This window comes from Leifsonia sp. Soil_N53 (assembly GCF_057655165.1).
Genome location: NZ_JBDGMM010000028.1, coordinates 1 through 24,129, shown reverse-complemented (window position 1 = coordinate 24,129; position 24,129 = coordinate 1). Strand labels below are relative to the sequence as shown.

Below are 24,129 nucleotides of genomic sequence, written 5' to 3'. Positions count from 1 at the left end.
CCTGACGCTCGGCGACCGAGAGCGGCGCCTGCGGCTTGGGCGCGCCGGACTCGGCTGGCGCCGGCGGACGCGGCGCGGCGGGGCGCGGGGCCTCCGCCTTGGGGGCCGACGACGCCTTGTCGGCGGTGAAGCCTTCAGCCTCGAGCGCGGCGCGCAGCTTGCGCGCTACCGGCGGCTCGATGCTCGAGGACGGTCCCTTGACGAACTCGCCCATCTCCTTGAGTTTCGCGAGCGCGATTTTGCTGTCGACACCGAGCTCGCTCGCGACCTCGTGTACGCGTGGTTTTGCAGCCACAATTCTCCTGTCTGGGGGCCTACCCCGGACAGGGCAGGCGTTAGTAGCGGACGGCACTCATTTCGAGCCGCTCATTTGTTGTCACTCATGTGAAGTCACTGCTTCTTCAGCCTGTTCTCTCAATGCCACCCGGGGTCGCAGTGCGGCCCGGATGGCCGTCGGGTCGAGCGTCCCCTCCGCCTTCAGCGCCCGCCCGAAGGCCCTGCGCTGGAGTGCGAGATCGAGACACCCGTCGACCGGATGCAGCCACGCGCCCCGTCCGGGAAGAGTGGCGGACGGGTCCGCCACAAGTTCCGAATTCCGGAGGACGACCCTCAGAAGAGAGGATCGGGGAGCGCGAGAACGGCATCCGACGCACGTTCTGACGGCTTCCATCTTACCCCTCACGCATCTCTGCGCCGAATCAGGACGGCTGCCGCCATCCCCCTCAACGCCTCGCCCACACGACGCATTCCCAAATCGAGGGGCACGTCGTTGTCACTTCTCGCACTCGAAAGTGACAACAACGTGCCCTTCGGCGATGTTTACTTCTCGTCGAGGATGGAGTCGGGCTGGATGTCGATCTTGGCGCCGGTGAGCTTCGCGGCCAGGCGCGCGTTCTGACCTTCCTTGCCGATCGCCAGCGACAGCTGGTAGTCGGGCACGAGCGCACGGACGGCCTTGAGCGACTCGTCGATCACGAACGCGCTGGTCACCTTGGCCGGCGAGAGTGCGCTCGACACGAACGTCGCGAGGTCGGGCGAGTAGTCGACGATGTCGATCTTCTCGTTGTTGAGCTCGGCGGTCACCGCGCGCACGCGCTGGCCGAGCTCGCCGATGCAGGCGCCCTTGGCGTTCACGCCCGGCTCGGTGGCGCGCACGGCCATCTTGGTGCGGTGGCCGGCCTCCCTGGCGAGCGACACGATCTCCACGATGCCGCTGGCGATCTCCGGGACCTCGAGCGCGAACAGCTTGCGCACGAGCGCCGGGTGGGTGCGCGAGACCGTGATCGACGGCCCCTTGGCGCCCTTCGCCACGCTGGTGACGTAGACGCGGATGCGCGAACCGTGCGTGTACTCCTCGCCCGGCACCTGCTCCTCGGGCGGGAGGATGGCCTCCACGCTGCCCAGGTCGATGTGCACCATGCGCGGGTTCGGGCCCTGCTGGATGACGCCTGCGACGATGTCGCCCTCCCGGCCGCGGAACTCGCCGAGCACCGCGTCGTCCGCGATGTCGCGCAGCCGCTGGTTGATCACCTGCTTGGCGGCGAACGCCGCGATGCGGCCGAAGTCGCTGGGGCTGTCCTCGGCCTCGCCGATGACATTGCCCTCTTCGTCGTGCTCCGGTACGTAGACGGTGACATGCCCCGTCTTGCGGTCCAGGTGGACACGCGCGGCGGGCGGCTGGTCGGTGTGCCCGTGGCGGTGGTCGGCCTGGTTGGTGTGCTTCAGATACGCGGTCAGGATCGCCTGCTCGATGATCTGCACCAGCTCATCGAACGGGATCTCCTTCTCGCGCTCCATGAGACGCAAGACGCTGAGGTCGATGTCCATGCCGGCCTCCTCTATTCAGCTATTCAGATCTTCGCCGCCGTGCGATAGCGCGGCGGACTCAGCTATCTACGGTACCGGAGATTCTCAGCGCCCGGGACCCCGCGTACCGTGCAGGTCATGAGCTCACCAACCCGAGCAGCCTCCCGGCTGGAGCACAGCACGACCGTGCGCGTCCTCACCCGCGTGGGACTGGCCTCCATCGGCCTGCTGCACATCCTCATCGGCGTCATCGCGCTGGCCGTCGCGGCAGGCGCAGGCGGGAAGGCCGACCAGTCCGGCGCCCTCCAGGCGGTCGCGTCCGTGCCCGGCGGCGTGTTCGTGCTGTGGCTGATCGTGATCGGCCTGGTGGTGCTCGCGCTCTGGCAGGTGCTGGTGGCGTTCACGGCGCACGGAGCGGGCACGAAGGCGCTGGAGGCCGTCAAAGCGGTGGTGTACGGCGGACTCGCCTACCTGACGATCACCATCGCGACGGGCGGAGGGCACAGCTCGTCCTCGACCGAGAAGACCGCGAGCGCGCGGCTGCTCGCCCTGCCGGGCGGCGTGTTCGTGCTGGCGCTGATCGGGCTGATCGTCGTCGGCGTGGGCGTCGGCTTCATCCGCAACGGCGCGACGCACCGGTTCGAACGCGACTTGAAGCTTCCGCCGGATCGCTGGGCCGGGGCGATCAGCACCCTCGGCCGGGTCGGCTACATCTCCAAAGGGGTCGCGCTGCTCCTGGTCGGCGGTCTGGTCGTCCTGGGGGCGATCACTTTCGACGCGTCTAAGGCCGCCGGGCTGGACGGGAGCCTCAAGACCCTGGCGAGCGTCCCGTACGGGGTGATCGCCCTCATCCTGATCGCCCTCGGCCTGATCGCCTACGGCCTGTTCTGGTGCGTGCGCGCGGTGCGGGCCCGGTTGTGACCCGCGCCGCGCGCACGGGTCACGCCTCCTCCTCCGCGGGCGCCGCGAACTGGGCGTTGTAGAGCGTGTAATAGGCGCCGCCGCGGGCGAGCAGCTCGGCGTGGGTGCCCTGCTCCACGATCCGCCCGGCCTCCATCACCAGGATGAGACCCGCGTCGCGGATGGTGGACAGCCGGTGCGCGATGACGAACGACGTGCGATCGGCGCGGAGCGCGCTCATCGCCTTCTGCACCAGCAGCTCGGTGCGCGTGTCGACCGAGGAGGTCGCCTCGTCCAGGATCAGCACGCTCGGCCGCGCCAGGAACGCCCGCGCGATGGTCAGCAGCTGCTTCTCGCCCGCCGAGACGTTCGAGCCCTCGTCGTCCAGCACCGTGTCGTAGCCGTCCGGCAGCGAGTGCACGAACCGGTCGACGTAGGTGGCGCGCGCGGCGTCCAGGATCTCCTCCTCGGTCGCGTCGGGGCGGCCGTAGGCGATGTTCTCCCGGATCGTGCCCTTGAACAGCCAGGTGTCCTGCAGCACCATCCCCATCCGGTCGCGGAGGTCGTGCCTGGTCATCGACGCGATGTCGACGCCGTCGAGGGTGATCCGGCCCGAGTCCAGGTCGTAGAACCGCATCATCAGGTTGACCAGCGTGGTCTTGCCCGCGCCGGTGGGCCCGACGATCGCGACGGTCTGGCCCGGCTCGGCCGCGAGCGAGAGGTTCTCGATGAGCGGCCGGTCCGGCAGGTACCGGAACGACACGTCCTCGAACGCCAGCCGGCCCTTGGTGTCCTCCGGGCTCTCCGGCCGGGACGGGTCGGGGCTCTGCTCGTCGGCGTCCAGCAGCTCGAAGACCCGCTCGGCGCTGGCGACGCCGGACTGCAGCAGGTTGGCCATCGACCCGAGCTGGGTCAGCGGCTGCGTGAACTGCCGCGAGTACTGGATGAACGCCGTCACGTCGCCGAGCTGCATCGCGCCGTTCGCCACCTGGAGGCCGCCGACCACCGCGATCGCGACGTACATCAGGTTCCCGACGAACATCATCGACGGCATGATCAGGCCCGAGATGAATTGCGCGCCGAAGCTCGCCTGGAACATCTCCTGGTTCTTCGACCGGAAGCGCTCCTCCACCTCGCGGTGCCGCCCGAAGACCTTCACCAGCGAGTGCCCTGTGAACGCCTCCTCGATCTGGCCGTTCAGCTCGCCGGTGTTGCGCCACTGCGCGACGAACAGCTTCTGCGAGCGCTTGGCGATGAGCGTCGTGATGACGAGGGTCAGCGGGATGGTGACGAGCGCGATCACCGCGAGCAGGGGCGAGACGACGAACATCATCACCGTCACGCCGATCACGGTCAGCAGCGACGTCAGCAGCTGGCTCATCGTCTGCTGGAGGGTCTGCGAGATGTTGTCGATGTCGTTGGTGACCCGGCTCAGCAGCTCGCCGCGCTGCATCGAGTCGAAGTAGGTCAACGGGAGGCGGTGGATCTTGGCCTCCACATCCTGGCGCAGCCGGTAGACGGTGCGCTGCGTGATCCCGTTGAGCACGTAGCCCTGGAGGTAGGCGAACAGCGAGGACGCGATGTAGAGCGCGAGCACCCACATCAGGATGTGGCCGACGGCCGTGAAGTCGATGCCCTGCCCCGGGACCAGGGTCGTGCCGGAGATCAGGTCGGCGAGCTGGCCCTGACCGGACGCGCGCAGGTGCGCGATCGCCTGCGCCTGCGTCTGCCCGGACGGCAGCTGCGCGGAGATCGCGCCGGCGAACACCAGGTTGATCGCGTTCCCGAGGAGCCTCGGTCCGAGCACCGCGAAGAACACGCTCACCACGGCGAGGAGCGTGACGAACACGATTCGCGCCAGCTCCGGCCGCAGCCGGCGGGCGAGCCGCTTGGCGGACGGGCCGAAGTTCAGCGACTTGTCGCCCGGCATCGTCATCCCGCCGAACGGGCCTCCGCCCGGGCCGCGCCGCATGGGCGACCGCACGGGGGTCTGCTCGGCCGTCGCCGCGCCGCCTCGGACGCTGTCTTCGCGGCTCATGCCGCCTCCTCCGCGGTGAGCTGCGACGAGACGATCTCGGCGTAGGTCGGGTTGCTGTCGACGAGTTCGGCGTGGGTGCCGCGGCCGACCACGTGGCCGTCCTCCAGCACCACGATCTGGTCGGCATCGATGATCGTCGACACCCGCTGGGCCACCACGATCATCGTGGCGTCCGACTCGTTGCGGGCGAGCGCGCTGCGCAGCCGGGCGTCGGTCGCCGTGTCGAGCGCGGAGAACGAGTCGTCGAAGATGTAGATCTCCGGGCGGCGGACGAGCGCGCGGGCGATCGCCAGGCGCTGCCGCTGGCCGCCGGACACGTTCGTTCCGCCCTGCGCGATCGCCGCATCCAGCCCGTCGGGCATCTCCTCGACGAAGCCTTTGGCCTGCGCGATCTCCAGCGCGCGCCAGAGCTCGTCGTCCGTGGCGTCCGGGTTGCCGTAGCGCAGGTTGCTGGCGACCGTGCCGGAGAACAGGTACGGCTTCTGCGGCACGAGCCCGATGCGCGACCAGAGCAGCTCGGGGTCGAGCTCGGCGACGTCCACGCCGTCGACCAGCACGATGCCGCTGGTGGCGTCGAACAGTCGCGGGATCAGGTTGACCAGCGTGGTCTTGCCCGCGCCGGTGCTGCCGATCACGGCGGTCGTCTTGCCGGGCTCCGCGAAGAACGTCACGTCGCTCAGCACGGGCTGCTCGGCCCCCGGGTAGGAGAAGCCGACGCCGACGAACTCGACCGTGCCGCGCGCGGTGACCTCCGTGATCGGGTTCTCGACGGCGCTCACCGACGGCTCGGTGTCCAGCACCTCGCCGATGCGGTCGGCGCAGACCGCGGCGCGCGGGACCAGGAACGCCATCATCGTCGACATCATCACGCCCATGAGGATCTGGGCGAGGTACTGCAGGAAGGCGGTCAGCGTGCCGATCTGCATCGCCCCGTCCGCGACGAGGCCCGCGCCGAACCAGATGACGGCGACGCTGGACACGTTGAGCACCAGCATCACGATCGGGAACATCAGGGCGAAGAGCCGGCCGGCCCTGATCGCGGTGTCGGTGACCTGGTCGTTGGCGACCGTGAACCGGGCGGTCTCGACGTCCTCCCGCACGAACGCCCGCACCACGCGGATGCCGGTGAGCTGCTCGCGCAGCACGCGGTTGACCCGGTCGATCCGCTCCTGCATCTTGCGGAACTGCGGGACCATCCGGACGATGATGATGCTCACGGCGATCAGCAGCACGGGCACGCTCACCGCGATCAGCCAGGAGAGCTGGACGTTCTGCCGCACGGCGAGGATGATGCCGCCGATCGCGAGGATCGGCGCCGACACCAGCAGGGTGCAGGTCATCAGGACGAGCATCTGCACCTGCTGTACGTCATTCGTGTTCCTGGTGATCAGCGACGGGGCGCCGAAGCGGGTCACCTCGCGCTCCGAGAACTCGCCGACCCGGTGGAAGATGGCGCCGCGCAGATCGCGCCCCACCAGCATCGCCACCTTGGCGCCGAAGTAGACGGCGGTGATCGAGCAGACGATCTGCACGATCGTCACGCCGAGCATCTCGGCGCCGGTCGATAGGATGTAGCCGGTGTCGCCCTTGGCGATGCCGTTGTCGACGATGTCGGCGTTCAGGGTCGGCAGCCACAGCGACAGCAGCGACTGCGCGAGCTGGAAGACCACCACCCCGATGAGGAGCCGCCAGTGCGGCCGGAGGTACCGGCCGAGGAGTTTCAGGAGCATCCGGGCTCTCCCTGATCTGCCGCGTCTGCGGCGGTGGTAGCGGGTGTGACGGGTGTATAGATGGCGAACGGCCGGCCGGCGACGCCGATGAGGGCGATCTTGGCGAGGTCGTCGACGCTGAACTCGATGCCGTCGTTCAGCGCGGGGAACGCGGACGAGAAGCTGATCAGGCGCAGGATGTGGGCGACGCGCTCCGGCGGCCAGTTGAGCTCGGCGGCCTCCGGCGCGAGGATGCGGCCGATGATGACGGCGAACTCGCTGCGCTCCTGCGGGATGGGCGGGCGCTGGTGACCGACTACGGCCATGATGCGCATCACGTTCTGGAAGCGCTCGCGGAGCAGGTAGACGATCGCGCGGATCTTGTTCTCCAGCGGGAGGCCGGGGTCGATGGCGCGCAGGGCGTCACGGAGCGGTTCCGGGTCCAGGTACTTCTCGACCGCGGCCTGGACCAGGGTCTCCTTGTCGCCGAACGCGCGGAAGATCGTCCCCTCCGCGATCCCGGCGGCGTCGGCGATCTGGCGCGAGGTCACCCCCCGGCCGTGCTCGATCAGCAACGGGATGACCGCGTCGATGATCATCGCCTTGCGGTCCTCCGGCGGCAGCGGCTGCGCGCGGTTGCGCGCGGTCTCCAACTCGATTTCCACGCAGCGATCGTAAGCGGAGTGAGTGCTCACTCACAACGATTCGTGCGTTCGCCCTGAGCGAACAGGCCTGCGGGAGCGCCCTAGGGGCCTCAGCGGTCGAGCGGGAAGAAGCCCGAGACCGTCGCCAGGTCCTCGGCCGTCGGGGTCCAGGCGGTCGCGGCCTCGGCATTGGCGATGATCTGCTCGGGGCGGGTGGCTCCGGCGATCACGCTGGTGAGGCCCGGCTGAGCCAGCAGCCAGGCGAAGGTGGCCTCGAGCATGCTCACGCCGCGCTCGTCGCAGAACGCCTGGTACGCCTCGATCGCCTCCCACGGGGCGCCGTCGAGCAGGTGCTTTCGGAGCATCATGATGCGGCTGTCGGCGGGACCGCCCGAGCGGCTGAACTTGCCGGTGAGGAGCCCGTTGTAGAGCGGGAAGAACGGCAGGAAGCCGAGGCCGTAGGCGTTGACCGCCGGCAGCACCTCGCGCTCGGCTCCGCGGACCAGCAGGCTGTACTCGTTCTGCGCGGAGACGAACCGGGGATGCCCGGCGAGCCGCGCGGTGAACTCGGCCTCCGCGATCTGCCAGCCGGCGAGGTTGGAGTGGCCGATGTAGCGGATCTTGCCCTCGGTGATGAGGTCGTCCAGCGTCTCCAGCGTCTCCTCGATCGGCGTCACCGGGTCGGGATGGTGCAGCTGGTAGAGGTCGATCCAGTCGGTGCGCAGCCGCCGCAGTGACGACTCGACGGCGAGCCGGACATAGCGGCGGGAGCCGCGCACGCCCCAGTCGGGGCCGTTGACCCCGGCCATGTCGTGGCCGAACTTGGTGGCGAGCACGATCCGGTCGCGCTTGCCCTGGAGGGATGCGCCCATCAGCGTCTCGGAGAGACCGCGCTCCTTGCCGTAGATGTCGGCGGTGTCGAAGAAGGTCACCCCGGCGTCGATGGCGGCGTCGATGAGGGCGTCGGTGCCCTCCTGGGTCTCGGTGGCCGTGCCGGCGCGGCCGAAGTTGTTGCAGCCGAGGCCGATCGTGGAGACGATCAGGCCGGAGTCGCCGAGGGTGCGGTATTCGATGTTCGCCATGCCTTCGAGTCTAGGCAGCCGCGCGGGGGCATTCGGACCAGTTGTTCCTCCACAACCGCGGCCCGAATTCGACTTATCCCCTATGTCCGATTTCCGCGAGTGGGTGTCGGTGGGCGGCCTTAGAGTCGACGCATGAGCAGTTCCACGACCTTCCTTTTTCGGATGCCGAGCCCCATCGGCCGCATCGAGCTGACCGGCGACGGCGACGCCGTGACCTCTCTCTCGATCGCACGCGACGACGTGCTCCCCCACGACGACCTCCCCGAGAACCGTGACGCCGTGCTCGAGAACGCGGCCGCCCAGCTCGACGAGTACTTCGCAGGCGCGCGCCGGGAGTTCGACGTGCCGGTGCACCTCGCCGGCACGCCGTTCCGCACCGCGGTCTGGGAACGCCTCACCGCGCTGCCGTACGGCACGCTCACGACCTACGGCGAGCTGGGGCTCTCTCTCGGGCACCCGGGCTACGGGCGCGCCATCGGCGGCGCCGTCGGGGCGAACCCCGTGCCGATCATCATCGGCTGCCACCGCGTCCTGTCGTCCAGCGGCAAGATCACCGGCTACAGCGGCGGCGAGGGCATTCCCACGAAGCTGTGGCTCCTGGAGCACGAAGGGATCACGCTGGCGGCATGAGCGCGACCCAGAACATGACAGAGACCACCACCACCGAGACCACGGCGCCCCTCCCGACCGAGACCGCCGCCCGGGATGCGCTCGTGGTCGGCGAGGACGGCCGGGCCCGATGCTCGTGGTCGGCGAGCGATCCCGAGTACCGGCGCTACCACGACGAGGAGTGGGGCACGCCGCAGCACGATCCGCGCGCGCTCTACGAGAAGCTCTGCCTGGAGGGCTTCCAGGCCGGCCTCTCCTGGATCACCATCCTGCGGCGGCGGCCGGCGTTCCGGGAGGTCTTCCACGATTTCGTCCCGGAGCGGGTCGCGGCGATGACCGAGAGCGATGTGCAGCGGTTGCTGGGCGACGCGCGCATCATCCGGCACCGCGGCAAGATCGAGGCGACCATCTCGAACGCGCGGGCGACGCTGGCGCTCGACGTGCCGCTCGAGGAGCTGATGTGGGGCTTCGCTCCCACCGGGCCGCGGTCTCGCCCGCACTCGTGGGGAGAGGTGCCGGCCGTCACTGCGGAGTCGACGGCGATGAGCAAGGAACTCCGCCGCCGGGGGTTCCGGTTCGTGGGGCCGACGACGATGTACGCGCTGATGCAGTCCACCGGGATGGTCGACGACCACTTCGCCGGCTGCTTCCGCGCCGACGGCTGACGCACGCCCCGCGGGACAGAAGAGTCGGGCCGACGAAGTCGATCTGGGGAACCGTTCTCGCTGGTGACGACGCGTCCGCACGTGCCCGACCGCAGGCGGAATCTACTACTGTGCTGTCGCCACACCGGCTCCGGACTCGGCACATCCATGTGATGTGTCCGCGATCTGCGCGTCGGCCCGACTGGTATGTGGGGGTCTCCGGGCGTCTGTGCACCGGGGACCGACGGGATGTCCCTTCTCTCCTGTGAGCTGAGCATATCTCACTTATCGAGTGAGCGCCAGTATCGTACCTCTTCCGAAGCAGATACTCAGCGTGCTGAGCGTGTGCGGTCCGCTCAGCCGGCCGCGCGCAGCACGGCGCTGAGTCTGCCGGGCACCCCGACGACCTCCGGGACGACCAGGTCGAGCTCCCCCGGCCGGTCAGCCGAGCGGCTCAGCTCGTAGCCCTCTGCGGCGGCCCAGGCGAGAAGGGCGTCGGTGGAGGCGAAGTCCTCGCCCCGCTCGATGAGGGCGCGCGCGAACAGCCCCTTCGCCTGCTTGTTGAAGTGGTTGAGTGCGCGCACGGTGCCGCTCTCGTCCCGGGCGAGCACGCGCAGGTAGTGCACGCCCTCGCGCTGCGGCAGCGGGCCGAGCGCGGCGTAGCCCTCCGACCGGAGGTCGAGGATGACGCCATCGACGGCTGCGAGCTCCCGCGCGGACGCCGCCGCCCAGCGCTGCTTGAGCGTCGGCGAGAGCCGCGAGTCGAAGGACAGCCGATACGCCGGGATCAGGTCGCCCGCCCCGACCAGACCGAGCAGCGCCGACTGCACCGCCACGGTGCGCGCGGCGAACCGCCAGTGCTCGTCCGTCAGCGACGCCGCGTCGAGCGCGTCGTAGAGCACGCCCGTGTACCGCAGCAGGGCCGGCATCGTCGGCGCTCTGCGCAGTCCGCGATTGCGCTCGACCTCGTGCGCCTGCGTCGGTCCCAGCTTGAGCGCCTTCGCCGCAGCGTCCGGGGTGCGCGACAGCGCGACCGTGTCCGCGACGACGCCCCTGCGCACAGCGGTCAGCGACGGGAAGCCCAGCGTCTTCAGGGCGAGCGGCGGCCCGTCTCCCCCGTCGCGCTTGGTCTCGGACGGGGGCAGCAGGACGAGCACTCAGCCCTCCAGGAAGGCGAATGCCGCGTCGACGTTCTGGCCGAGCGGGCGGGAGGTGTCCAGCGTCACCCGGGGCAGAGACGCCGCGGCGCCCTTCCACTCGGCGTAGTCGTCCACGCTCTGCTCGACCGCGTACGCGGCGACCAGGCCCGTGCGCTTGGCCAGCCGTTCCATGTGGAGGTCCTCGTCGGAGCAGACGGTCTCCACCACGCGCAGCTTGACGCCGCAGCGCTCGGCGAGATCGCGCCACTGCAGGCGTGCCGGCTCGACGGCGTTCACGGCATCCACGACGACCGAGTGCCCGGAGATGAGCACCTGCTCGGCCATCCGCTCCGCGACCAGATACGCGGCGAGGCCGGTCGGCTGGTCCGAGTCGATTCCGGCCGTGAGGATCGCGTCCTCGATCGGGTCCACCGAGATCGCCGTCGCACCGAGCCGGCCGGCGATGATCTCCGCGATGGTGGACTTGCCCGAACCAGGAAGCCCCGCCGTCACGATCAGCACGGGGACGCGGACGTCACCGAACTGCCGTTCGAGCGGGGCCTTCTGATCGGTCATGGTCAGACGAGCTCCGCCTGACGGGCCACCACGGTGACCGTGTTGTTCTCGACGGAGAGGAAGCCGTCGTCGGCCTGCGCCGCGATCGACTCCCCGCCGCTCAGGGTCACGCGCACCTCGCCCTGGGCGAGGATGGCGAGCAGCGGCTCGTGGCCGGGCAGGATACCGATCTGCCCCTCCACGGTCCGTGCGACGACCATGCTCGCCTCGCCCGACCACACTTCGTGGTCGGCGGCGACGACGGAGACGTTGAGGACAGCCATGATCAGCCGTTCTCCTTCTGGATCTGCGCCCACTTCTCTTCGACGTCGGTGATCGCGCCGACGTTGAAGAACGCCTGCTCGGCCACGTGGTCGAACTCGCCCTTGGCGATCGCGTCGAACGACTCGATGGTGTCCTTCAGCGGGACGGTCGAGCCCTCGACACCGGTGAACTTCTTCGCCATGTAGGTGTTCTGCGAGAGGAACTGCTGGATGCGGCGGGCCCGCGACACGGTGATCTTGTCCTCTTCGGACAGCTCGTCGACACCGAGGATCGCGATGATCTCCTGCAGCTCCTTGTTCTTCTGGAGGATCTGCTTGACCGTGGTGGCCACGCGGTAGTGGTCGGCGCCCAGGTAGCGGGGGTCGAGGATGCGCGAGGTCGAGGTCAGCGGGTCGACGGCCGGGTACAGACCCTTCGACGCGATCTCACGGGAGAGCTCCGTGGTGGCGTCGAGGTGGGCGAACGTGGTCGCCGGGGCCGGGTCGGTGTAGTCGTCGGCCGGCACGTAGATCGCCTGCAGCGAGGTGATCGAGTGACCGCGGGTCGAGGTGATGCGCTCCTGGAGGATGCCCATCTCGTCGGCGAGGTTCGGCTGGTAGCCCACCGCGGACGGCATGCGGCCGAGCAGCGTGGAGACCTCGGAACCGGCCTGCGTGAAGCGGAAGATGTTGTCGATGAAGAGCAGCACGTCCTGCTTCTGCACGTCGCGGAAGTACTCCGCCATCGTCAGGGCGGACAGGGCGACGCGCAGACGCGTTCCCGGCGGCTCGTCCATCTGGCCGAAGACGAGCGCGGTCTTGTCGAAGACGCCCGCCTCCTCCATCTCGTGGATGAGGTCGTTGCCCTCACGGGTGCGCTCGCCGACGCCGGCGAACACGGACACACCGCCGTGGTCCTGCGCCACGCGCTGGATCATCTCCTGGATGAGGACGGTCTTGCCGACGCCCGCGCCGCCGAACAGGCCGATCTTGCCGCCCTGCACGTACGGGGTGAGGAGGTCGATGACCTTGATGCCGGTCTCGAAGAGCTGGGTCTTGGACTCGAGCTGGTCGAACGCCGGCGGCTGGCGGTGGATGGACCAGCGCTCGCTGATCTCGATCTTCTCGCCCGGCTCGGCGTTGAGGATGTCGCCGGTCACGTTGAAGACCTTGCCCTTGGTGACGTCGCCGACGGGCACCGTGATGGGCGAGCCGGTGTCGCGCACCTCGCCGCCGCGGACCAGGCCGTCGGTCGGCTTCAGGGCGATGGCGCGCACGAGGTCGTCGCCGAGGTGCTGCGCGACCTCGAGCGTGATCTCGGTCGACTGCTCGCCGATCGTGATGGTGGTCTTCAGGGCGTTGTAGATGCCCGGGATCGAGTCGTGCGGGAACTCGATGTCGACGACCGGACCGGTGACGCGGGCGATGCGTCCCACGCCGGCCGGCTGCGCGGTCGAAGCCTGGGCTTCGGCGGTAGCGGTAGTCATGATTCGTTCTCTCTCGTTAGGACGATTATTTTGCCGAGCTCAGCGCGTCCGCGCCGCCCACGATCTCGGAGATCTGCTGGGTGATCTCCGCCTGGCGGGCGTTGTTGGCCAGTCGCGTGTAGTCGGTGATGAGCTTGTCGGCGTTGTCGCTCGCGGCCTTCATCGCCTTCTGCGTGGCCGCGTGCTTGGAGGCGGCGGACTGCAGCATCGCGTTGAAGATGCGGCTCTCGATGTAGACCGGCAGGAGCGAGTCGAGCACGATGTTCACATCGGGCTCGAACTCGTAGAGCGGCAGGACCTGCGTGCGGTCGGGCTCCTCGACACCCTCGACGACCTCCAGCGGAAGCAGGCGGACGATCTGGGGCTCCTGGGTCAGCATGCTGACGAAGCGGTTGTAGATGATGTGGATCTCGTCCACGCCGCCGTCGGAGGCGTCACGCAGGAACGACTCGAGGATCGCGTCTGCGACCTCCTTCGCCTGCTCGAACTCGGGGTTGTCCGTGTTGCCCGTCCACACCCGCTCGAACGCGCGGCGCCGGAAGCTGAAGTAGCCCTGCGCCTTGCGCCCGACCAGGAAGTAGACGACCTCTTTGCCCTGGCTGCGCAGCAGCTCGGCGAGCTTCTCCGACTCCTTGAGCACGTTCGAGTTGAACGCGCCGGCGAGGCCGCGGTCCGAGGAGAAGATGACGATCGCAGCGCGCTCGATCTTCTCCGGCTCCGTGGTGAGGACGTGCTCGACGTTCGAGTAGGTCGCCACCGCCGACACCGCGCGCGTGATCGCGCGGGCGTACGGCGAGGAGGCGGCCACCCTGGCCTGCGCCTTCTGGATGCGTGAGGCGGAGATCAGCTCCATGGCACGGGTGATCTTCTTGGTCGTCTGGGCAGACTTGATCTTCTGCCGGTAGACCCGAAGCTGTGCTCCCATGTGTCTTCCTCAGTACCTATCCGCGCTCAGCGCTTCGCCTTGACGATGCGCTCCTGGTTGACGTCCTCTTCCGCGCTCGCCTCGAACTCCTCGCGTCCGACCGAGGCGAGCGGCTTGCCCTCGCCGGTCTGGAACTCGAGCTTGAACCTGTCGACCTCCTCGCCGAGCTTCGACACCGTGTCGTCGTCGAGCACGTTCGTCTCGCGCAGCGTGGTGAGGATGTCGGTGTTGCGGCGCAGGTGGTCGAGCAGCTCGGCCTCGAAGCGGAGGATGTCCTCCACCGCGACCTCGTCGAGCTTGCCGTTGGTGCCGGCCCAGATCGAGACGACCTGCTCCTCCACCGGGAACGGCGAGTACTGCGGCTGCTTGAGCAGCTCGGTGAGGCGCGCGCCACGGGCGAGCTGACGTCGGCTGGCCTGGTCGAGGTCGGACGCGAACATCGCGAACGCCTCGAGCGAGCGGTACTGGGCGAGCTCGAGCTTGAGCGTGCCGGAGACCTTCTTGATCGACTTGACCTGCGCGTCGCCACCGACTCGCGAGACCGAGATGCCCACGTCGACCGCCGGACGCTGGTTGGCGTTGAAGAGGTCGGACTGCAGGAAGATCTGGCCGTCGGTGATCGAGATCACGTTGGTCGGGATGTACGCCGAGACGTCGTTCGCCTTGGTCTCGATGATCGGCAGACCGGTCATCGAGCCGGCGCCCAGCTCGTCGGAGAGCTTGGCGCAACGCTCCAGCAGGCGGGAGTGCAGGTAGAAGACGTCGCCCGGGTAGGCCTCGCGTCCCGGCGGACGGCGCAGGAGGAGGGAGACGGCGCGGTAGGCCTCGGCCTGCTTCGACAGGTCGTCGAAGATGATGAGGACGTGCTTGCCGCCGTACATCCAGTTCTGGCCGATGGCCGAGCCGGTGTAGGGGGCGAGGTACTTGAAGCCGGCGGGGTCGGAGGCCGGGGCCGCGACGATGGTGGTGTACTCCATCGCACCCGCGTCCTCGAGCGCGCCCTTCACCGAGGCGATGGTCGAGCCCTTCTGACCGATCGCGACGTAGATGCAGCGGACCTGCTTGTTGACGTCGCCCGACTCCCAGTTGGCCTTCTGGTTGATGATCGTGTCGATCGCGATCGCCGTCTTGCCGGTCTGGCGGTCGCCGATGATGAGCTGGCGCTGACCGCGGCCGACGGGGATCATGGCGTCGATCGCCTTAATGCCGGTCTGGAGCGGCTCGTGCACCGACTTGCGCTGCATGACGCCGGGAGCCTGGAGCTCGAGCTCGCGGCGGCCCTCCGTCGCGATCTCGCCGAGGCCGTCGATCGGGTTGCCGAGCGGGTCGACAACGCGGCCGAGGTAGCCGTCGCCGACGGGGACGGAGAGGACCTCGCCGGTGCGGGTCACCTCCATGCCCTCGACGATCTCGTCGAACTCGCCGAGGACCACGACGCCGACCTCGTTCTCGTCGAGGTTCTGCGCCAGGCCGAGGGTGCCGTTCGCGAAGCGGATGAGCTCGTTGGCCATCACGCCGGGGAGGCCCTCGACGTGCGCGATGCCGTCGGAGGCGTCGAGGACGTGTCCGACCTCGGTGGTCGAGGCGCCGGCCGGCTCGTACTTCGAGACGAAGTCCTTGAGCGCGTCCCGGATCTCATCGGGGCTGATCTGAATGTCTGCCATCGTTGTTCCCTATCTGGGTTTCTCTTCGGGCGGTCAGCCCGCGAGCTGAAGTCGGAGTTCGGTGAGGCGCGACGCGACGCTTCCGTCGATGACGTCGTCGCCGATCTGCACGCGCAGGCCGCCGAGGATCGCCGGGTCGACGACCTCGTTGAGCTTGAGGTCGCCGTACTTCGCGGCGAGGCTCGCGCGGAGACGCTCGGCCTGGTCGGCCGGGAGCGGCGTGGCCGTGACGACCGTGGCGATCGTCTGGCCGTACTGGGACGCGACGATGCGGGCGGCCCCGCGCAGGGACTCGCGGACGCTGCGGCCGCGCGGCTGCAGCACGAGCTGGCGCGCGATCGCGACGGTCTGCATCGAGGCCTTGCCGGCGAGCAGGCGCTCGGCGAGGGCTGCCTTCGCCTCGGGCGCGGCGAGCTTGCTGCGGAGCGCGAGCTCGAGCCCCGCGTCGGAGGTCACGGCGCCTCCGAACGCGAAGAGCTCACCCGGGATGTCCACGTTGCGCGGCGCGGAGGCGGCGATCGAGCGGATGCCGAGCTCCTCGACCGCGGCCAGCAGGTCGTCCTGGCTGGACCAGCGCTCGACGGCGACGGCGGACAGCAGTTCGACCGCGGGCGCCGAGAGCGACGCGAAGACGCGCTGGACCAGCGCGGTCTTGCCCTCCGCGGGGGCCGAGGGGTCGCTGAGGACCGCACGGAGCTGGGCGGAGTCGGCGACGACTCGTCCTGCGGCGAACAGGTCTTCAGCCGTCGCCAGATCGGCCTTGGACCCGAGCCCGGCGAGCGCCGAGACGGATCGGGCCAGTGCTTCTCTGGAGGCGCTCCCCATCAGTTGCTCGACCCTGCCTTCTGAGCCTTCTCGCTGGACTCGAGGTCGGCGAGGAAGCGATCCACGATCGCCTGGGCCTTCTTGTCGTCCGTGAGCACCTCGCCGACGACGCCGGAGGCGAGGTCGATCGCGAGCGAGCCCACCTCGCCGCGCAGCGAGACGAGGGCGCCCTGGCGCTCGGCCTCGATCTGCGCCTGCGCGTTGGCGGTGACGCGGGCGGCCTCGGCCGTCGCGTTGTCCTTGGCCTCAGCGACGATCTTCTGACCGTCGGTGCGGGCCGTCTCGCGGATCTTGGCCGCCTCGGCACGCGCGTCGGCGAGCTGGGCGGTGTACTCCTCGAGCAGCGCCTCGGCCTTGTGCTGAGCCTCGTCGGCCTTCGCGATGTTGCCCTCGATCGCTTCTGCGCGCTCGTCGAGGAGCTTGCGCATGCGCGGAAGGACGAGCCTCCAGAAGAAGACCAGGATGATGATGAAGCAGATCAGCGACCCGATGATGTCAGGCCAGGCCGGAATGATCGGGTTGTGCTCCTCCGCGGCGGCGAAAACCACACCGTTGAGCATCAGTTCCTCCTTATAAGGATGGGATAAAGAGGATTACTGGAAGATGAAGCCGACGGCGATACCGATGAACGCGAGCGCCTCGGTGAACGCGATACCGATGTACATCAGGACCTGGAGACGGCCGGCCAGCTCGGGCTGACGGGCGACGCCCTCGATGGTCTTGCCGACGACGATGCCAACACCGATGGCCGGGCCGATGGCGGCGAGACCGTATCCGACAGTGGCGATGTTGCCGTTGATAGCAGCGATGTCCACGTTATGTGTTTCCTTCCGTGATAGCGGGACGCGCGGTTGCGCGGACCGTTGTTAGTGTTCCTCGGCGACTGCGAGCTGGATGTAGACAGCGGTGAGCAGCGCGAAGACGTATGCCTGGAGGACGGCCACCAGGATCTCGAACAGGGAGAATGCGAAGCCGAAGGCGAAGGTGACCACGCCGAACAGCGACCAGAGACCGCCGAGCGTGAAGACGAAGAACGCGGTTCCGGTGAAGAACAGGACAAGCAGCAGGTGGCCGACGACCATGTTCATCAGGAGTCGGAGCGTCAGCGTGATCGGACGCAGAATGAAGGTCGAGATGAACTCGATCGGGGTCACCAGGAGGTAGAGGAACCACGGCACGCCGGGCGGGAACAGGGCGTTGCGGAAGAAGTTCTTCGGGCTCTTCTTGACGCCGGCGTAGATGAACGCGATGTACGCCGCGATGGCCAGCACGAGCGGCGTTCCGATCACCGCGGTGCCCGCGATGTTCAGGAACGGGATGACGCCCGTGATGTTGAAGAACAGCACCATGAAGAAGATGGTGGTCAGCAGCGGGAGGAAGCGGCGCCCGTCCTTGCGGCCGAGCAGGTCTTCCGCGATGTTGACCCGGACGAAGTCCAGGCCCATCTCGACCACGGACTGGAAGCGCCCGGGGATGAGCTTCATCTTGCGGGTGCCGAGCCAGAAGATCAGGATCAGCGCGACCGTCGAGATGAGCCGGACGACCGTGATGCGGTTGAATTCGAGTCCTGCGATGGTGAACAGAGTCGGGGGGAAGAACTCATCGATCGAGGGCCCCTGGAAGCTTCCTCCATCGGAGCTTGCGGCCTGGACCAGCAGGTTCACAGCGTTAGCTAACAGCGCTATCTCCTGTTTCGGGGCGTTGAGCTGAAAGCTCTCGCGACGACGAACGGTGGACACCCGGCATTCGCGCTCCGATGATGCGGGAGCGCGTCGGGTGGGGGATCACTGACAACTCTACAAGAGTTTTCAACCGGTAACGAATCGGATAAGGTTCAGCGTTTGTCCCCCGGCAGCGTGACATCGCTCGCGTACGGGATGCGGGACCGGAAGACCACGATCATGTCCACGACGAGCGACCCGATGACGCCCGCGATCAGGCTCAGGAACAGGACGACGGGGTTGATCCACGGCTGGTCGCGCAGCACGAGCGCCAGCACGATGAACAGCACGAACTTGACGATCCAGCCGCCGAGCACGATGCCGAAGAACAGCCCGACGAAGAGGTCCGAGCCGATGAAGCGGTTGGCGATCAGGATGCTGAGCGCGGTGATGCTGAGGAACACGGCGGCCATGACGGTGCCGATGAGCGCGCTGGTCACGCCGACCCAGCCGGCGAAGATGCCGCCGAGCACCATGCCGACGACCGCGATCACCGCGGCGAGGATGAACCCGTATTTCACCACGTCCTTCAGCACCGGGTTGGAGGTGGGCTGCTGCGGCGCGGGCTTAGCGCCGGGTGCTCCGTCCTGGTGGTCGGTCATCGGGTCTCCTTGCTGGTGGTGTCGTCGGTCTCGCCCGGCGGAATGCTGGCGGGGCCCATCGTGCTGACGGGCACGGTCTCGCTCGCGATGTCGAGCTGGTCGTACTTGGCGGTCTCCTCCGCCTCCTTGGTCCCCGCGGGGGCGAGCTCGGCGGCCGCTTCGTTCACCTTGCGGCGGCTGAGCGGCGCGAGCGTGATCGCGGTGCAGATCACCAGGCCGATCGCGACGAACACGATCGCCATCCAGTACGGGTCGAAAAAGAACAGCAGGCAGCCGATCGAGAGGACCGCGGTCCAGGCGTAGAAGATCAGCACCGCGTGCAGGTGCGAGTGGCCCATGTCGAGCAGCCGGTGGTGCAGGTGCTTGCGGTCGGCGCTGAACGGCGACTTGCCCGCGCGCAGGCGGCGCACGACCGCCAGCCCGAAGTCCAGCAGCGGGATGACGAGCACGGCGAACGGGATCGTGACCGGGATGAACGCGGGCACCAGCGACGACTTGCCGAGCGTCTGCAGCGCCTCCGGGTTGATCGTGCCGGTGACGGAGATGGCGGACGTGGCCATCAGCAGGCCGATCAGCAGCGCCCCCGCGTCGCCCATGAACATCTTGGCCGGGTGCCAGTTGAGCGGAAGGAAGCCGGCGCACGCGCCGACCAGGATGGCCGCGATGACGCCGGCGAGGCTGAAGTAGTTCTGCGGGCTGATGTCGCGCTGCAGCAGGTACGTGTAGACGAGGAAGGTGCCGTTGGCGATGAGGGCGACGCCCGCGACGAGCCCGTCCAGCCCGTCGATGAAGTTGATCGCGTTCATCACCAGGACGATCGCGAAGAGCGTGATCACGATGCTCATCACCGGCGACCCGATGGTGAGCCCGCCGATCGGCAGCGAGTAGATCTGCACGCCGAGCCAGGCGACGATCCCGGCCGCCACGAACTGGCCGGCGAGCTTGGTCATCCAGTCCAGGTCCCAGAGGTCGTCGGCCACGCCGAGCACCACGATGAGCAGCGCCGCCCCCAGGATGGCGATGATCGGCCCGGCGTCGGAGAAGATCAGCGAGAGCACGCCGAACTGACTGGACAGCAGCCACGAGACGCCGAACGCCACGAGGATGCCGAGGAACATGGCGACGCCGCCGAGCCGCGGGGTCGGCCGGGTGTGCACGTCGCGCTCCCGGATCTTCGGGTAGAGCTTGAAGCGCATCGCGACCCGGTAGACCACCAGCGACATCCCGAACGTGATCACGGCCGAGATGAGCGCGAGAGCGAGGAAGAGGGTCACGGCTCAGGTGTCCGCGGGGGTGTCGGCGGTGTCGGTCGCCTCGGCCGCGGCCGTGGTGGCCGCGGCGTCCTCGTCCGCGGCGTCCTCATCCGCGAGCGCGTCGCCCACCACGGCCCGGAGCTGCTCGGCCGTGATGACGCCGTGCCGCAGGATGCGGAGCTTGCCGGCGCCCGCCGCCAGCGCGGTCGCGTCGACGATCGTCGAGGAGGAGTCCTTGCCCTCCACGCGCTCGTAGGCGGTGCCCGCCTCTCCCCCGTCGAGATAGACCGATACGGAGTCGCCGAGCATGGCCTCCGCCTCAGCGGCGGTGCGGGCGGCCGGGCGGCCGGTGAGATTCGCGGAGGACACGGCGAGCGGGCCGGTCTCGGAGAGGATCTCGAGCGCGATGCGGTCCTGGGGCATGCGCAGCGCGACCGTGCCCTGGGTCTCGCCGAGGTCCCAGACGAGCGAGGGCGCTGCGGGCAGCACGATGGTGAGGCCGCCCGGCCAGAACGCCTGCACGAGCGCGTCGACCTCGGCGGGGACGTGCTCGGCCAGCGCGGCGAGCGTGGGGATGCCGGGCACGAGGACCGGCGGCGGCGACTGCCGGCCGCGTCCCTTGGCGTCGAGCAGCCGCTGCACCGCGGCGGGGCTGAACGCGTCCGCGGCGACGCCGTAGACGGTGTCGGTGGGGATCACGACGAGCTCGCCGCGGCCGATCGCCCCGCGGGCGAGGCGCGTGCCGGTGAGCAGTTCGGAGTCGACGGAGCAGTCGTAGATGGGAGCCATGACGGCACCCATGATAGTTGAGCCGCTGCAAGGTTCTCTGCGACCGCACCGGCGGCCTGGACGATACTGGTCACGATGGACGTCTACTTCTTCGACTGCGACAAGACCCTGTACGACTACGACTTCCACAAACGGCTGCCCCGCCTCGCGGAGCTGGGCGGCGTCAGCCAGTACCGGCTGGCGTCGAGCTGGTGGGCCGGAGGGCACGAGCGCGCCGCCGAGATCGGCGAGTACGCGACGAGCGAGGAGTACCTCGCGGCGTTCGCGGAGGTGACGGGCGCCCACCTGACGCTGGAGCAGTGGCAGGACGCCCGGAAAGCCGCCATGACCAGGATCGACGGCTCGATCGAGGCGCTGCGCGTCGCCGCCGGGCTCGGCACGGTGTCCCTGCTGTCCAACAACCCCATCCCGTTCAAAGACTCCCTCCCGGTCCTGATGCCCGAGGTCGTGGACATCCTGGGCGACAACGACCTGGTCTCGGCGGTGCTCGGCGCCCGCAAGCCGGAGCGGCGCATCTACACCAGGGCGCTCGGCCGGTTCGGGGTGCGGCCGGAGGACGCCATCCTGTTCGACGACTCGCTGGCCAACGTCGAGGGCGCCAGGGAGGCCGGCATGCACGCCTACCACTTCACGCGCCGCGAGGACGGCGGCTTCGACACCGACGGGATGCTCGCGGCCGTCCGCGCCTTCGCGGCACGCTGAGGGGCCGGGACCGACTCGCGTCGGCGCCCGGCCCCTGCACGCCGTCGGCCCGAGCCGATCAGCGTCGCCCGGCCTTGCGCCCGAACAGCCACACCGCCCAGACGTATGCGCCGGCGATGATCAGCGCGCACCAGCCGAGCGCCCACCACAGCTCGGCGCCGGGGTCGCGCCCGAACAGGAAGGCGCGGATGGTCTCGATGATCGGGGTGATCGGCTGGTTCTGCGCGATCCACTGCAGCCAGGACGGCATCGTGTCGGTGGGCACGAACGCGCTCGACAGGTAGGGCACGAAGAGCAGCGCGAAGCCGTAGCCGCTGGCGGCCGTCGGGTTGGCCGCCGCGATGCCGATCGCCGAGTAGAGCCACGTGATCGCGAGGATGAAGAGCGCGACCATCCCGAGCGCGCCCAGCCATTCGAGCACGTTCGCCGTCGGCCGGAAGCCGACCGCGAGCGCGACGCCGATCACGACGCCGGTCGCGAGCAGGTTGCGCAGCAGGCTCGCGACCACGTGGCCGGTGACGAGGCCGCCGGCCCGGAGCGGCATGGTGCGGAAACGGTCCACGATGCCGTTGGTCATGTCCTCGGCCACGTCGACGGCGGTGCTGGAGGCGCCGAAGCCCGCGCAGAGCAGGATGATGCCCGGGACCACGTAGTCGACGTAGCCGCCCTCCTTGTCGAGCGCGCCGCCGAACACGAACGTGAAGAGCAGCATCAGCATGACCGGCAAGACGATCGCCATGGTCAGCGCTTCGACGTTGCGCAGCGAGTGCCGCACGCTGCGGCCGATGAACACGCCGGTGGCGGTGGCGCGGCCGACCCGGCGGGAGCCGGCGGTGCTTCCGGGCAGGGCCGGTGCGGTGAGAGCGGTCATCGGACGGCCTCCTTCTGGAGTTCGGTGCTGCTGGCGGTGAGGGCGAGGAACGCCTCGTCGAGGCTGGGCTTGCGGATGGCGATGGACGCGCCGAGCACGCCGAGCGCGTCGAGGACGTCGATCGCGGCCCGCAGTCCGTCGACCGTGCCGTCGGTGGGGAGCTCGCGGACGAGCTCGTCTGCGGCGTCGCGGAGCTCGACGACGTCCCCGCCGACCCGCGCCTTCAACTCAACGGGGGTGCCATCGGCGACGATCGTGCCGTGGTCGAGGACGGCGATGCGGTCGGCGAGCTGGTCGGCCTCCTCCAGGTACTGGGTGGTGAGCAGGATGGTGACACCGCCCGCGGCGAGGTCGCGGATGATCGCCCAGAGCGCCTGCCTGCTGCGGGTGTCGAGGCCGGTGGTCGGCTCGTCGAGGAAGATGACCGGTGGCGTCGCGACGAGGCTCAGCGCCAGGTCGAGGCGGCGGCGCATGCCTCCGGAGAAGGTCTTCACCCGCTTGCGCGCAGCGTCCCGGAGGCCGAACCCCTCGATCAGCTCGGTGGCGCGCTGAGCGGCCTCCGCCCGGCCGAACCCCGACAGCCGGGCCATCATCCGGAGGTTCTCCTCCGCCGTGAGCACTTCGTCGACCGCCGCGGACTGGCCCGTGAGACTGATCGACTCCTTGACGCCCTCCGGGTCGGCGACGACGTCGTGACCGCAGACCGTCGCGGCGCCGGCGTCCGGCGCGACGAGAGTGCTGAGGATGTTGATGAACGTCGTCTTGCCCGCCCCGTTCGGGCCGAGCAGGGCGAACACGCTCCCCCGCTCCACCCGCAGGTCGACCCCGTCGAGGACGGTCTGCGAGCCGAAGGACTTGCGCAGTCCGGCGACCTCGATCGCTGCTGCTGTCATGATCCGGTTCCTTTCGGTTGTGTACAGTGCAAACTGTTTATGGCGCATACCATTTCGTTTAAGTGATACACAGTTCTAGGATGGGTGTCAACACCGAACCGGGAAGGCATGCCCCATGGCCGACGAAGTCGAAGAGGCGCTCCCCCGCGCCGTCGCGCTGAGCTGGGGCGTCGCGGAGCGCCCGCAGCGCGGGCCCAAGCGCGAGCTCAGCATCGAGCGCATCGTCGAGACCGCGATCGGCGTGGCCGACCGGGAAGGACTGCCCGCGGTCTCGATGAGCCGGATCGCGACCGAGCTCGGCTTCACCACGATGTCCCTCTACCGGTACGTGACGAGCAAAGACGACGTGCTCGCGCTCATGCAGGACGCGGTGTGCGAGGTCCCGATCCCGGCCGAGGACGACCGCGGGCCCGACTGGCGCAGCGGCCTGCGCCGCTGGTCGATGGCGACCATCGAGGTGATCCAGGCGCACCCGTGGTTCCCGGACATCCCGATCTCCGGCATGCCGCTGATGCCGAACAACCTCGCCGTGCTCGACTGGGGGTTGCGCGAGATGCGCGACCTGCCGCTGACCGACGCGGAGAAGATGTCGACGGCGCTGCTGCTGTCGTCGTACGCGCGGGCCGCCGGGGTGGTCGAGCGCGATGTGCGCCAGTCCAGGGAGAAGGGCGGGACGCCGCCGCAGAGCGGGGAGGCGTTCACGGCGGCGCTGGCCGAGCTCGTCACGCCGGAGCGGTTCCCCGACCTCGCTCCGCTGGTCGCCTCCGGCGGATATACGGACACCGAGGACGAGCAGGACGACTTCGCCTTCGGGCTGGAGCGCATCCTGGACGGGATCGAGCGCTACATCACGGCGCGGGCTGCCGGCGAACCGGTCGTCGCGTACGAGCCGCGGCCGGAGCCGGTGCCGCGCGACAAGGCGGTCCGGGAGGCGGCGAAGGCGCGGCGCGAGGCCGAGAAGGCGTTGCGCGAGGCGCGCAAGCGGGAGCGCGAGGCGATCGCGCGGGC

Annotated in this window: 27 protein-coding genes; 5 read left to right on the top strand and 22 right to left on the bottom strand. The window is 69.0% G+C overall.

Annotated elements, in window-relative coordinates; genetic code table 11:
* From AC3A3H_RS01800 to nusA, 3 genes are all read right to left on the bottom strand, one after another.
* Positions 1–295 (bottom strand): translation initiation factor IF-2 N-terminal domain-containing protein (locus AC3A3H_RS01800; protein ID WP_487612826.1); only part of this gene is annotated, 295 nt, incomplete at its 3' end.
* An 81-nt stretch (positions 296–376) separates the two neighbouring features.
* On the bottom strand, positions 377–670 hold the full coding sequence (locus tag AC3A3H_RS01795) for a YlxR family protein (RefSeq protein ID WP_487612825.1): 294 nt from the start codon (positions 668–670) through the stop codon (positions 377–379).
* Between the two features lie 149 nt (positions 671–819).
* Positions 820–1,827 carry a transcription termination factor NusA gene (gene nusA, locus AC3A3H_RS01790; RefSeq protein WP_487612824.1) on the bottom strand — a complete coding sequence of 336 codons (1,008 nt, stop codon included), beginning with the start codon at positions 1,825–1,827 and terminating at the stop codon, positions 820–822.
* Between the two features lie 117 nt (positions 1,828–1,944).
* Between nusA and AC3A3H_RS01785 the strand changes: the two genes are divergently transcribed.
* Complete coding sequence (locus AC3A3H_RS01785) at positions 1,945–2,727, top strand: DUF1206 domain-containing protein (protein WP_487612823.1); 783 nt, start codon at positions 1,945–1,947, stop codon at positions 2,725–2,727.
* 19 nt (positions 2,728–2,746) lie between these two features.
* Here AC3A3H_RS01785 and AC3A3H_RS01780 read toward each other — a convergent pair whose 3' ends face one another.
* From AC3A3H_RS01780 to AC3A3H_RS01765, 4 genes are all read right to left on the bottom strand, one after another.
* Positions 2,747–4,744 carry an ABC transporter ATP-binding protein gene (locus tag AC3A3H_RS01780; protein WP_487612822.1) on the bottom strand — a complete coding sequence of 666 codons (1,998 nt, stop codon included), beginning with the start codon at positions 4,742–4,744 and terminating at the stop codon, positions 2,747–2,749.
* Entirely contained in the window at positions 4,741–6,474 is a 1,734-nt protein-coding gene (locus tag AC3A3H_RS01775) for an ABC transporter ATP-binding protein (RefSeq protein ID WP_487612821.1), read from the bottom strand. The genes AC3A3H_RS01780 and AC3A3H_RS01775 overlap by 4 nt, the downstream gene beginning before the upstream one ends.
* Positions 6,465–7,118 carry a TetR/AcrR family transcriptional regulator gene (locus AC3A3H_RS01770; protein ID WP_487612820.1) on the bottom strand — a complete coding sequence of 218 codons (654 nt, stop codon included), beginning with the start codon at positions 7,116–7,118 and terminating at the stop codon, positions 6,465–6,467. The genes AC3A3H_RS01775 and AC3A3H_RS01770 overlap by 10 nt, the downstream gene beginning before the upstream one ends.
* 89 nt (positions 7,119–7,207) lie before the next feature.
* The gene (locus AC3A3H_RS01765; RefSeq protein ID WP_487612819.1) at positions 7,208–8,179 is read right to left on the bottom strand and encodes an aldo/keto reductase; all 972 of its coding nucleotides are present in this window, start codon (positions 8,177–8,179) and stop codon (positions 7,208–7,210) included.
* 132 nt (positions 8,180–8,311) lie between these two features.
* Here AC3A3H_RS01765 and AC3A3H_RS01760 point away from each other — a divergent pair, with 132 nt between their 5' ends.
* A complete protein-coding gene (locus AC3A3H_RS01760) occupies positions 8,312–8,809 on the top strand; it encodes a methylated-DNA--[protein]-cysteine S-methyltransferase (RefSeq protein WP_487612818.1) in 498 nt (165 codons plus the stop codon).
* The gene (locus AC3A3H_RS01755) at positions 8,806–9,453 is read left to right on the top strand and encodes a DNA-3-methyladenine glycosylase I (RefSeq protein WP_487612817.1); all 648 of its coding nucleotides are present in this window, start codon (positions 8,806–8,808) and stop codon (positions 9,451–9,453) included. Before AC3A3H_RS01760 ends, AC3A3H_RS01755 begins: the two co-directional genes overlap by 4 nt.
* 335 nt (positions 9,454–9,788) lie before the next feature.
* On the opposite strand, the gene AC3A3H_RS01750 is transcribed toward AC3A3H_RS01755, so the two are convergent.
* The 13 genes from AC3A3H_RS01750 to AC3A3H_RS01690 form a co-directional block, all read right to left on the bottom strand.
* On the bottom strand, positions 9,789–10,589 hold the full coding sequence (locus AC3A3H_RS01750; RefSeq protein ID WP_487612816.1) for a YaaA family protein: 801 nt from the start codon (positions 10,587–10,589) through the stop codon (positions 9,789–9,791).
* Positions 10,590–11,147, bottom strand: coding sequence for a P-loop nucleotide/nucleoside kinase family protein (locus tag AC3A3H_RS01745; protein WP_487612815.1), 558 nt, complete (start codon positions 11,145–11,147; stop codon positions 10,590–10,592).
* Between the two features lie 2 nt (positions 11,148–11,149).
* Positions 11,150–11,410 (bottom strand): F0F1 ATP synthase subunit epsilon, encoded by a 261-nt coding sequence (locus AC3A3H_RS01740; protein ID WP_487612814.1) that lies wholly within the window; start codon positions 11,408–11,410, stop codon positions 11,150–11,152.
* Positions 11,411–11,412: 2 nt separating this feature from the next.
* On the bottom strand, positions 11,413–12,876 hold the full coding sequence (gene atpD / locus AC3A3H_RS01735) for a F0F1 ATP synthase subunit beta (RefSeq protein ID WP_487612813.1): 1,464 nt from the start codon (positions 12,874–12,876) through the stop codon (positions 11,413–11,415).
* 25 nt (positions 12,877–12,901) lie between these two features.
* Entirely contained in the window at positions 12,902–13,801 is a 900-nt protein-coding gene (locus AC3A3H_RS01730) for a F0F1 ATP synthase subunit gamma (RefSeq protein WP_487612812.1), read from the bottom strand.
* Positions 13,802–13,827: 26 nt separating this feature from the next.
* Positions 13,828–15,465, bottom strand: coding sequence for a F0F1 ATP synthase subunit alpha (atpA, locus tag AC3A3H_RS01725; RefSeq protein ID WP_487612811.1), 1,638 nt, complete (start codon positions 15,463–15,465; stop codon positions 13,828–13,830).
* A 33-nt stretch (positions 15,466–15,498) separates the two neighbouring features.
* A complete protein-coding gene (locus AC3A3H_RS01720) occupies positions 15,499–16,290 on the bottom strand; it encodes a F0F1 ATP synthase subunit delta (RefSeq protein ID WP_487612810.1) in 792 nt (263 codons plus the stop codon).
* Positions 16,290–16,850: a F0F1 ATP synthase subunit B gene (locus AC3A3H_RS01715; RefSeq protein ID WP_487612809.1), complete on the bottom strand. Its 561-nt coding sequence runs from the start codon at positions 16,848–16,850 to the stop codon at positions 16,290–16,292. The genes AC3A3H_RS01720 and AC3A3H_RS01715 overlap by 1 nt, the downstream gene beginning before the upstream one ends.
* A gap of 33 nt (positions 16,851–16,883) precedes the next feature.
* Positions 16,884–17,105: a F0F1 ATP synthase subunit C gene (atpE, locus tag AC3A3H_RS01710; protein WP_179607020.1), complete on the bottom strand. Its 222-nt coding sequence runs from the start codon at positions 17,103–17,105 to the stop codon at positions 16,884–16,886.
* Between the two features lie 51 nt (positions 17,106–17,156).
* Positions 17,157–17,954 carry a F0F1 ATP synthase subunit A gene (gene atpB / locus AC3A3H_RS01705; protein WP_487612808.1) on the bottom strand — a complete coding sequence of 266 codons (798 nt, stop codon included), beginning with the start codon at positions 17,952–17,954 and terminating at the stop codon, positions 17,157–17,159.
* Positions 17,955–18,124: 170 nt separating this feature from the next.
* A complete protein-coding gene (locus AC3A3H_RS01700; RefSeq protein WP_487612807.1) occupies positions 18,125–18,613 on the bottom strand; it encodes a Cg1360 family ATP-synthase-associated protein in 489 nt (162 codons plus the stop codon).
* The gene (locus AC3A3H_RS01695; protein ID WP_487612806.1) at positions 18,610–19,887 is read right to left on the bottom strand and encodes an MraY family glycosyltransferase; all 1,278 of its coding nucleotides are present in this window, start codon (positions 19,885–19,887) and stop codon (positions 18,610–18,612) included. The genes AC3A3H_RS01700 and AC3A3H_RS01695 overlap by 4 nt, the downstream gene beginning before the upstream one ends.
* A 3-nt stretch (positions 19,888–19,890) precedes the next feature.
* Positions 19,891–20,655, bottom strand: coding sequence for an L-threonylcarbamoyladenylate synthase (locus tag AC3A3H_RS01690; RefSeq protein WP_487612805.1), 765 nt, complete (start codon positions 20,653–20,655; stop codon positions 19,891–19,893).
* Between the two features lie 75 nt (positions 20,656–20,730).
* Between AC3A3H_RS01690 and AC3A3H_RS01685 the strand changes: the two genes are divergently transcribed.
* Positions 20,731–21,357: an HAD family hydrolase gene (locus AC3A3H_RS01685; RefSeq protein WP_487612804.1), complete on the top strand. Its 627-nt coding sequence runs from the start codon at positions 20,731–20,733 to the stop codon at positions 21,355–21,357.
* Positions 21,358–21,415: 58 nt separating this feature from the next.
* Here the strand turns inward: AC3A3H_RS01685 and AC3A3H_RS01680 are convergent, their stop codons facing one another.
* Positions 21,416–22,228 carry an ABC transporter permease gene (locus tag AC3A3H_RS01680; RefSeq protein ID WP_487612803.1) on the bottom strand — a complete coding sequence of 271 codons (813 nt, stop codon included), beginning with the start codon at positions 22,226–22,228 and terminating at the stop codon, positions 21,416–21,418.
* Positions 22,225–23,121 (bottom strand): ATP-binding cassette domain-containing protein, encoded by an 897-nt coding sequence (locus AC3A3H_RS01675; protein ID WP_487612802.1) that lies wholly within the window; start codon positions 23,119–23,121, stop codon positions 22,225–22,227. The genes AC3A3H_RS01680 and AC3A3H_RS01675 overlap by 4 nt, the downstream gene beginning before the upstream one ends.
* Positions 23,122–23,236: 115 nt before the next feature.
* Between AC3A3H_RS01675 and AC3A3H_RS01670 the strand changes: the two genes are divergently transcribed.
* Positions 23,237–24,129, top strand: an 893-nt coding sequence (locus tag AC3A3H_RS01670; protein WP_487612801.1) for a TetR/AcrR family transcriptional regulator, incomplete at its 3' end; no start/stop codon positions are given.

Excerpts from the sequence above, each read along its gene's own strand:
- AC3A3H_RS01795 (WP_487612825.1), bottom strand. The coding sequence starts at position 670 with ATGGAAGCCGTCAGAACGTGCGTCGGATGCCGTTCTCGCGCTCCCCGA.
- nusA (WP_487612824.1), bottom strand. The coding sequence starts at position 1,827 with ATGGACATCGACCTCAGCGTCTTGCGTCTCATGGAGCGCGAGAAGGAG.
- AC3A3H_RS01785 (WP_487612823.1), top strand. The coding sequence starts at position 1,945 with ATGAGCTCACCAACCCGAGCAGCCTCCCGGCTGGAGCACAGCACGACC.
- AC3A3H_RS01780 (WP_487612822.1), bottom strand. The coding sequence starts at position 4,744 with ATGAGCCGCGAAGACAGCGTCCGAGGCGGCGCGGCGACGGCCGAGCAG.
- AC3A3H_RS01775 (WP_487612821.1), bottom strand. The coding sequence starts at position 6,474 with ATGCTCCTGAAACTCCTCGGCCGGTACCTCCGGCCGCACTGGCGGCTC.
- AC3A3H_RS01765 (WP_487612819.1), bottom strand. The coding sequence starts at position 8,179 with ATGGCGAACATCGAATACCGCACCCTCGGCGACTCCGGCCTGATCGTC.
- AC3A3H_RS01760 (WP_487612818.1), top strand. The coding sequence starts at position 8,312 with ATGAGCAGTTCCACGACCTTCCTTTTTCGGATGCCGAGCCCCATCGGC.
- AC3A3H_RS01755 (WP_487612817.1), top strand. The coding sequence starts at position 8,806 with ATGAGCGCGACCCAGAACATGACAGAGACCACCACCACCGAGACCACG.
- AC3A3H_RS01745 (WP_487612815.1), bottom strand. The coding sequence starts at position 11,147 with ATGACCGATCAGAAGGCCCCGCTCGAACGGCAGTTCGGTGACGTCCGC.
- AC3A3H_RS01740 (WP_487612814.1), bottom strand. The coding sequence starts at position 11,410 with ATGGCTGTCCTCAACGTCTCCGTCGTCGCCGCCGACCACGAAGTGTGG.
- atpD (WP_487612813.1), bottom strand. The coding sequence starts at position 12,876 with ATGACTACCGCTACCGCCGAAGCCCAGGCTTCGACCGCGCAGCCGGCC.
- AC3A3H_RS01730 (WP_487612812.1), bottom strand. The coding sequence starts at position 13,801 with ATGGGAGCACAGCTTCGGGTCTACCGGCAGAAGATCAAGTCTGCCCAG.
- atpA (WP_487612811.1), bottom strand. The coding sequence starts at position 15,465 with ATGGCAGACATTCAGATCAGCCCCGATGAGATCCGGGACGCGCTCAAG.
- AC3A3H_RS01720 (WP_487612810.1), bottom strand. The coding sequence starts at position 16,290 with ATGGGGAGCGCCTCCAGAGAAGCACTGGCCCGATCCGTCTCGGCGCTC.
- AC3A3H_RS01715 (WP_487612809.1), bottom strand. The coding sequence starts at position 16,850 with ATGCTCAACGGTGTGGTTTTCGCCGCCGCGGAGGAGCACAACCCGATC.
- AC3A3H_RS01700 (WP_487612807.1), bottom strand. The coding sequence starts at position 18,613 with ATGACCGACCACCAGGACGGAGCACCCGGCGCTAAGCCCGCGCCGCAG.
- AC3A3H_RS01690 (WP_487612805.1), bottom strand. The coding sequence starts at position 20,655 with ATGGCTCCCATCTACGACTGCTCCGTCGACTCCGAACTGCTCACCGGC.
- AC3A3H_RS01685 (WP_487612804.1), top strand. The coding sequence starts at position 20,731 with ATGGACGTCTACTTCTTCGACTGCGACAAGACCCTGTACGACTACGAC.
- AC3A3H_RS01680 (WP_487612803.1), bottom strand. The coding sequence starts at position 22,228 with ATGACCGCTCTCACCGCACCGGCCCTGCCCGGAAGCACCGCCGGCTCC.
- AC3A3H_RS01675 (WP_487612802.1), bottom strand. The coding sequence starts at position 23,121 with ATGACAGCAGCAGCGATCGAGGTCGCCGGACTGCGCAAGTCCTTCGGC.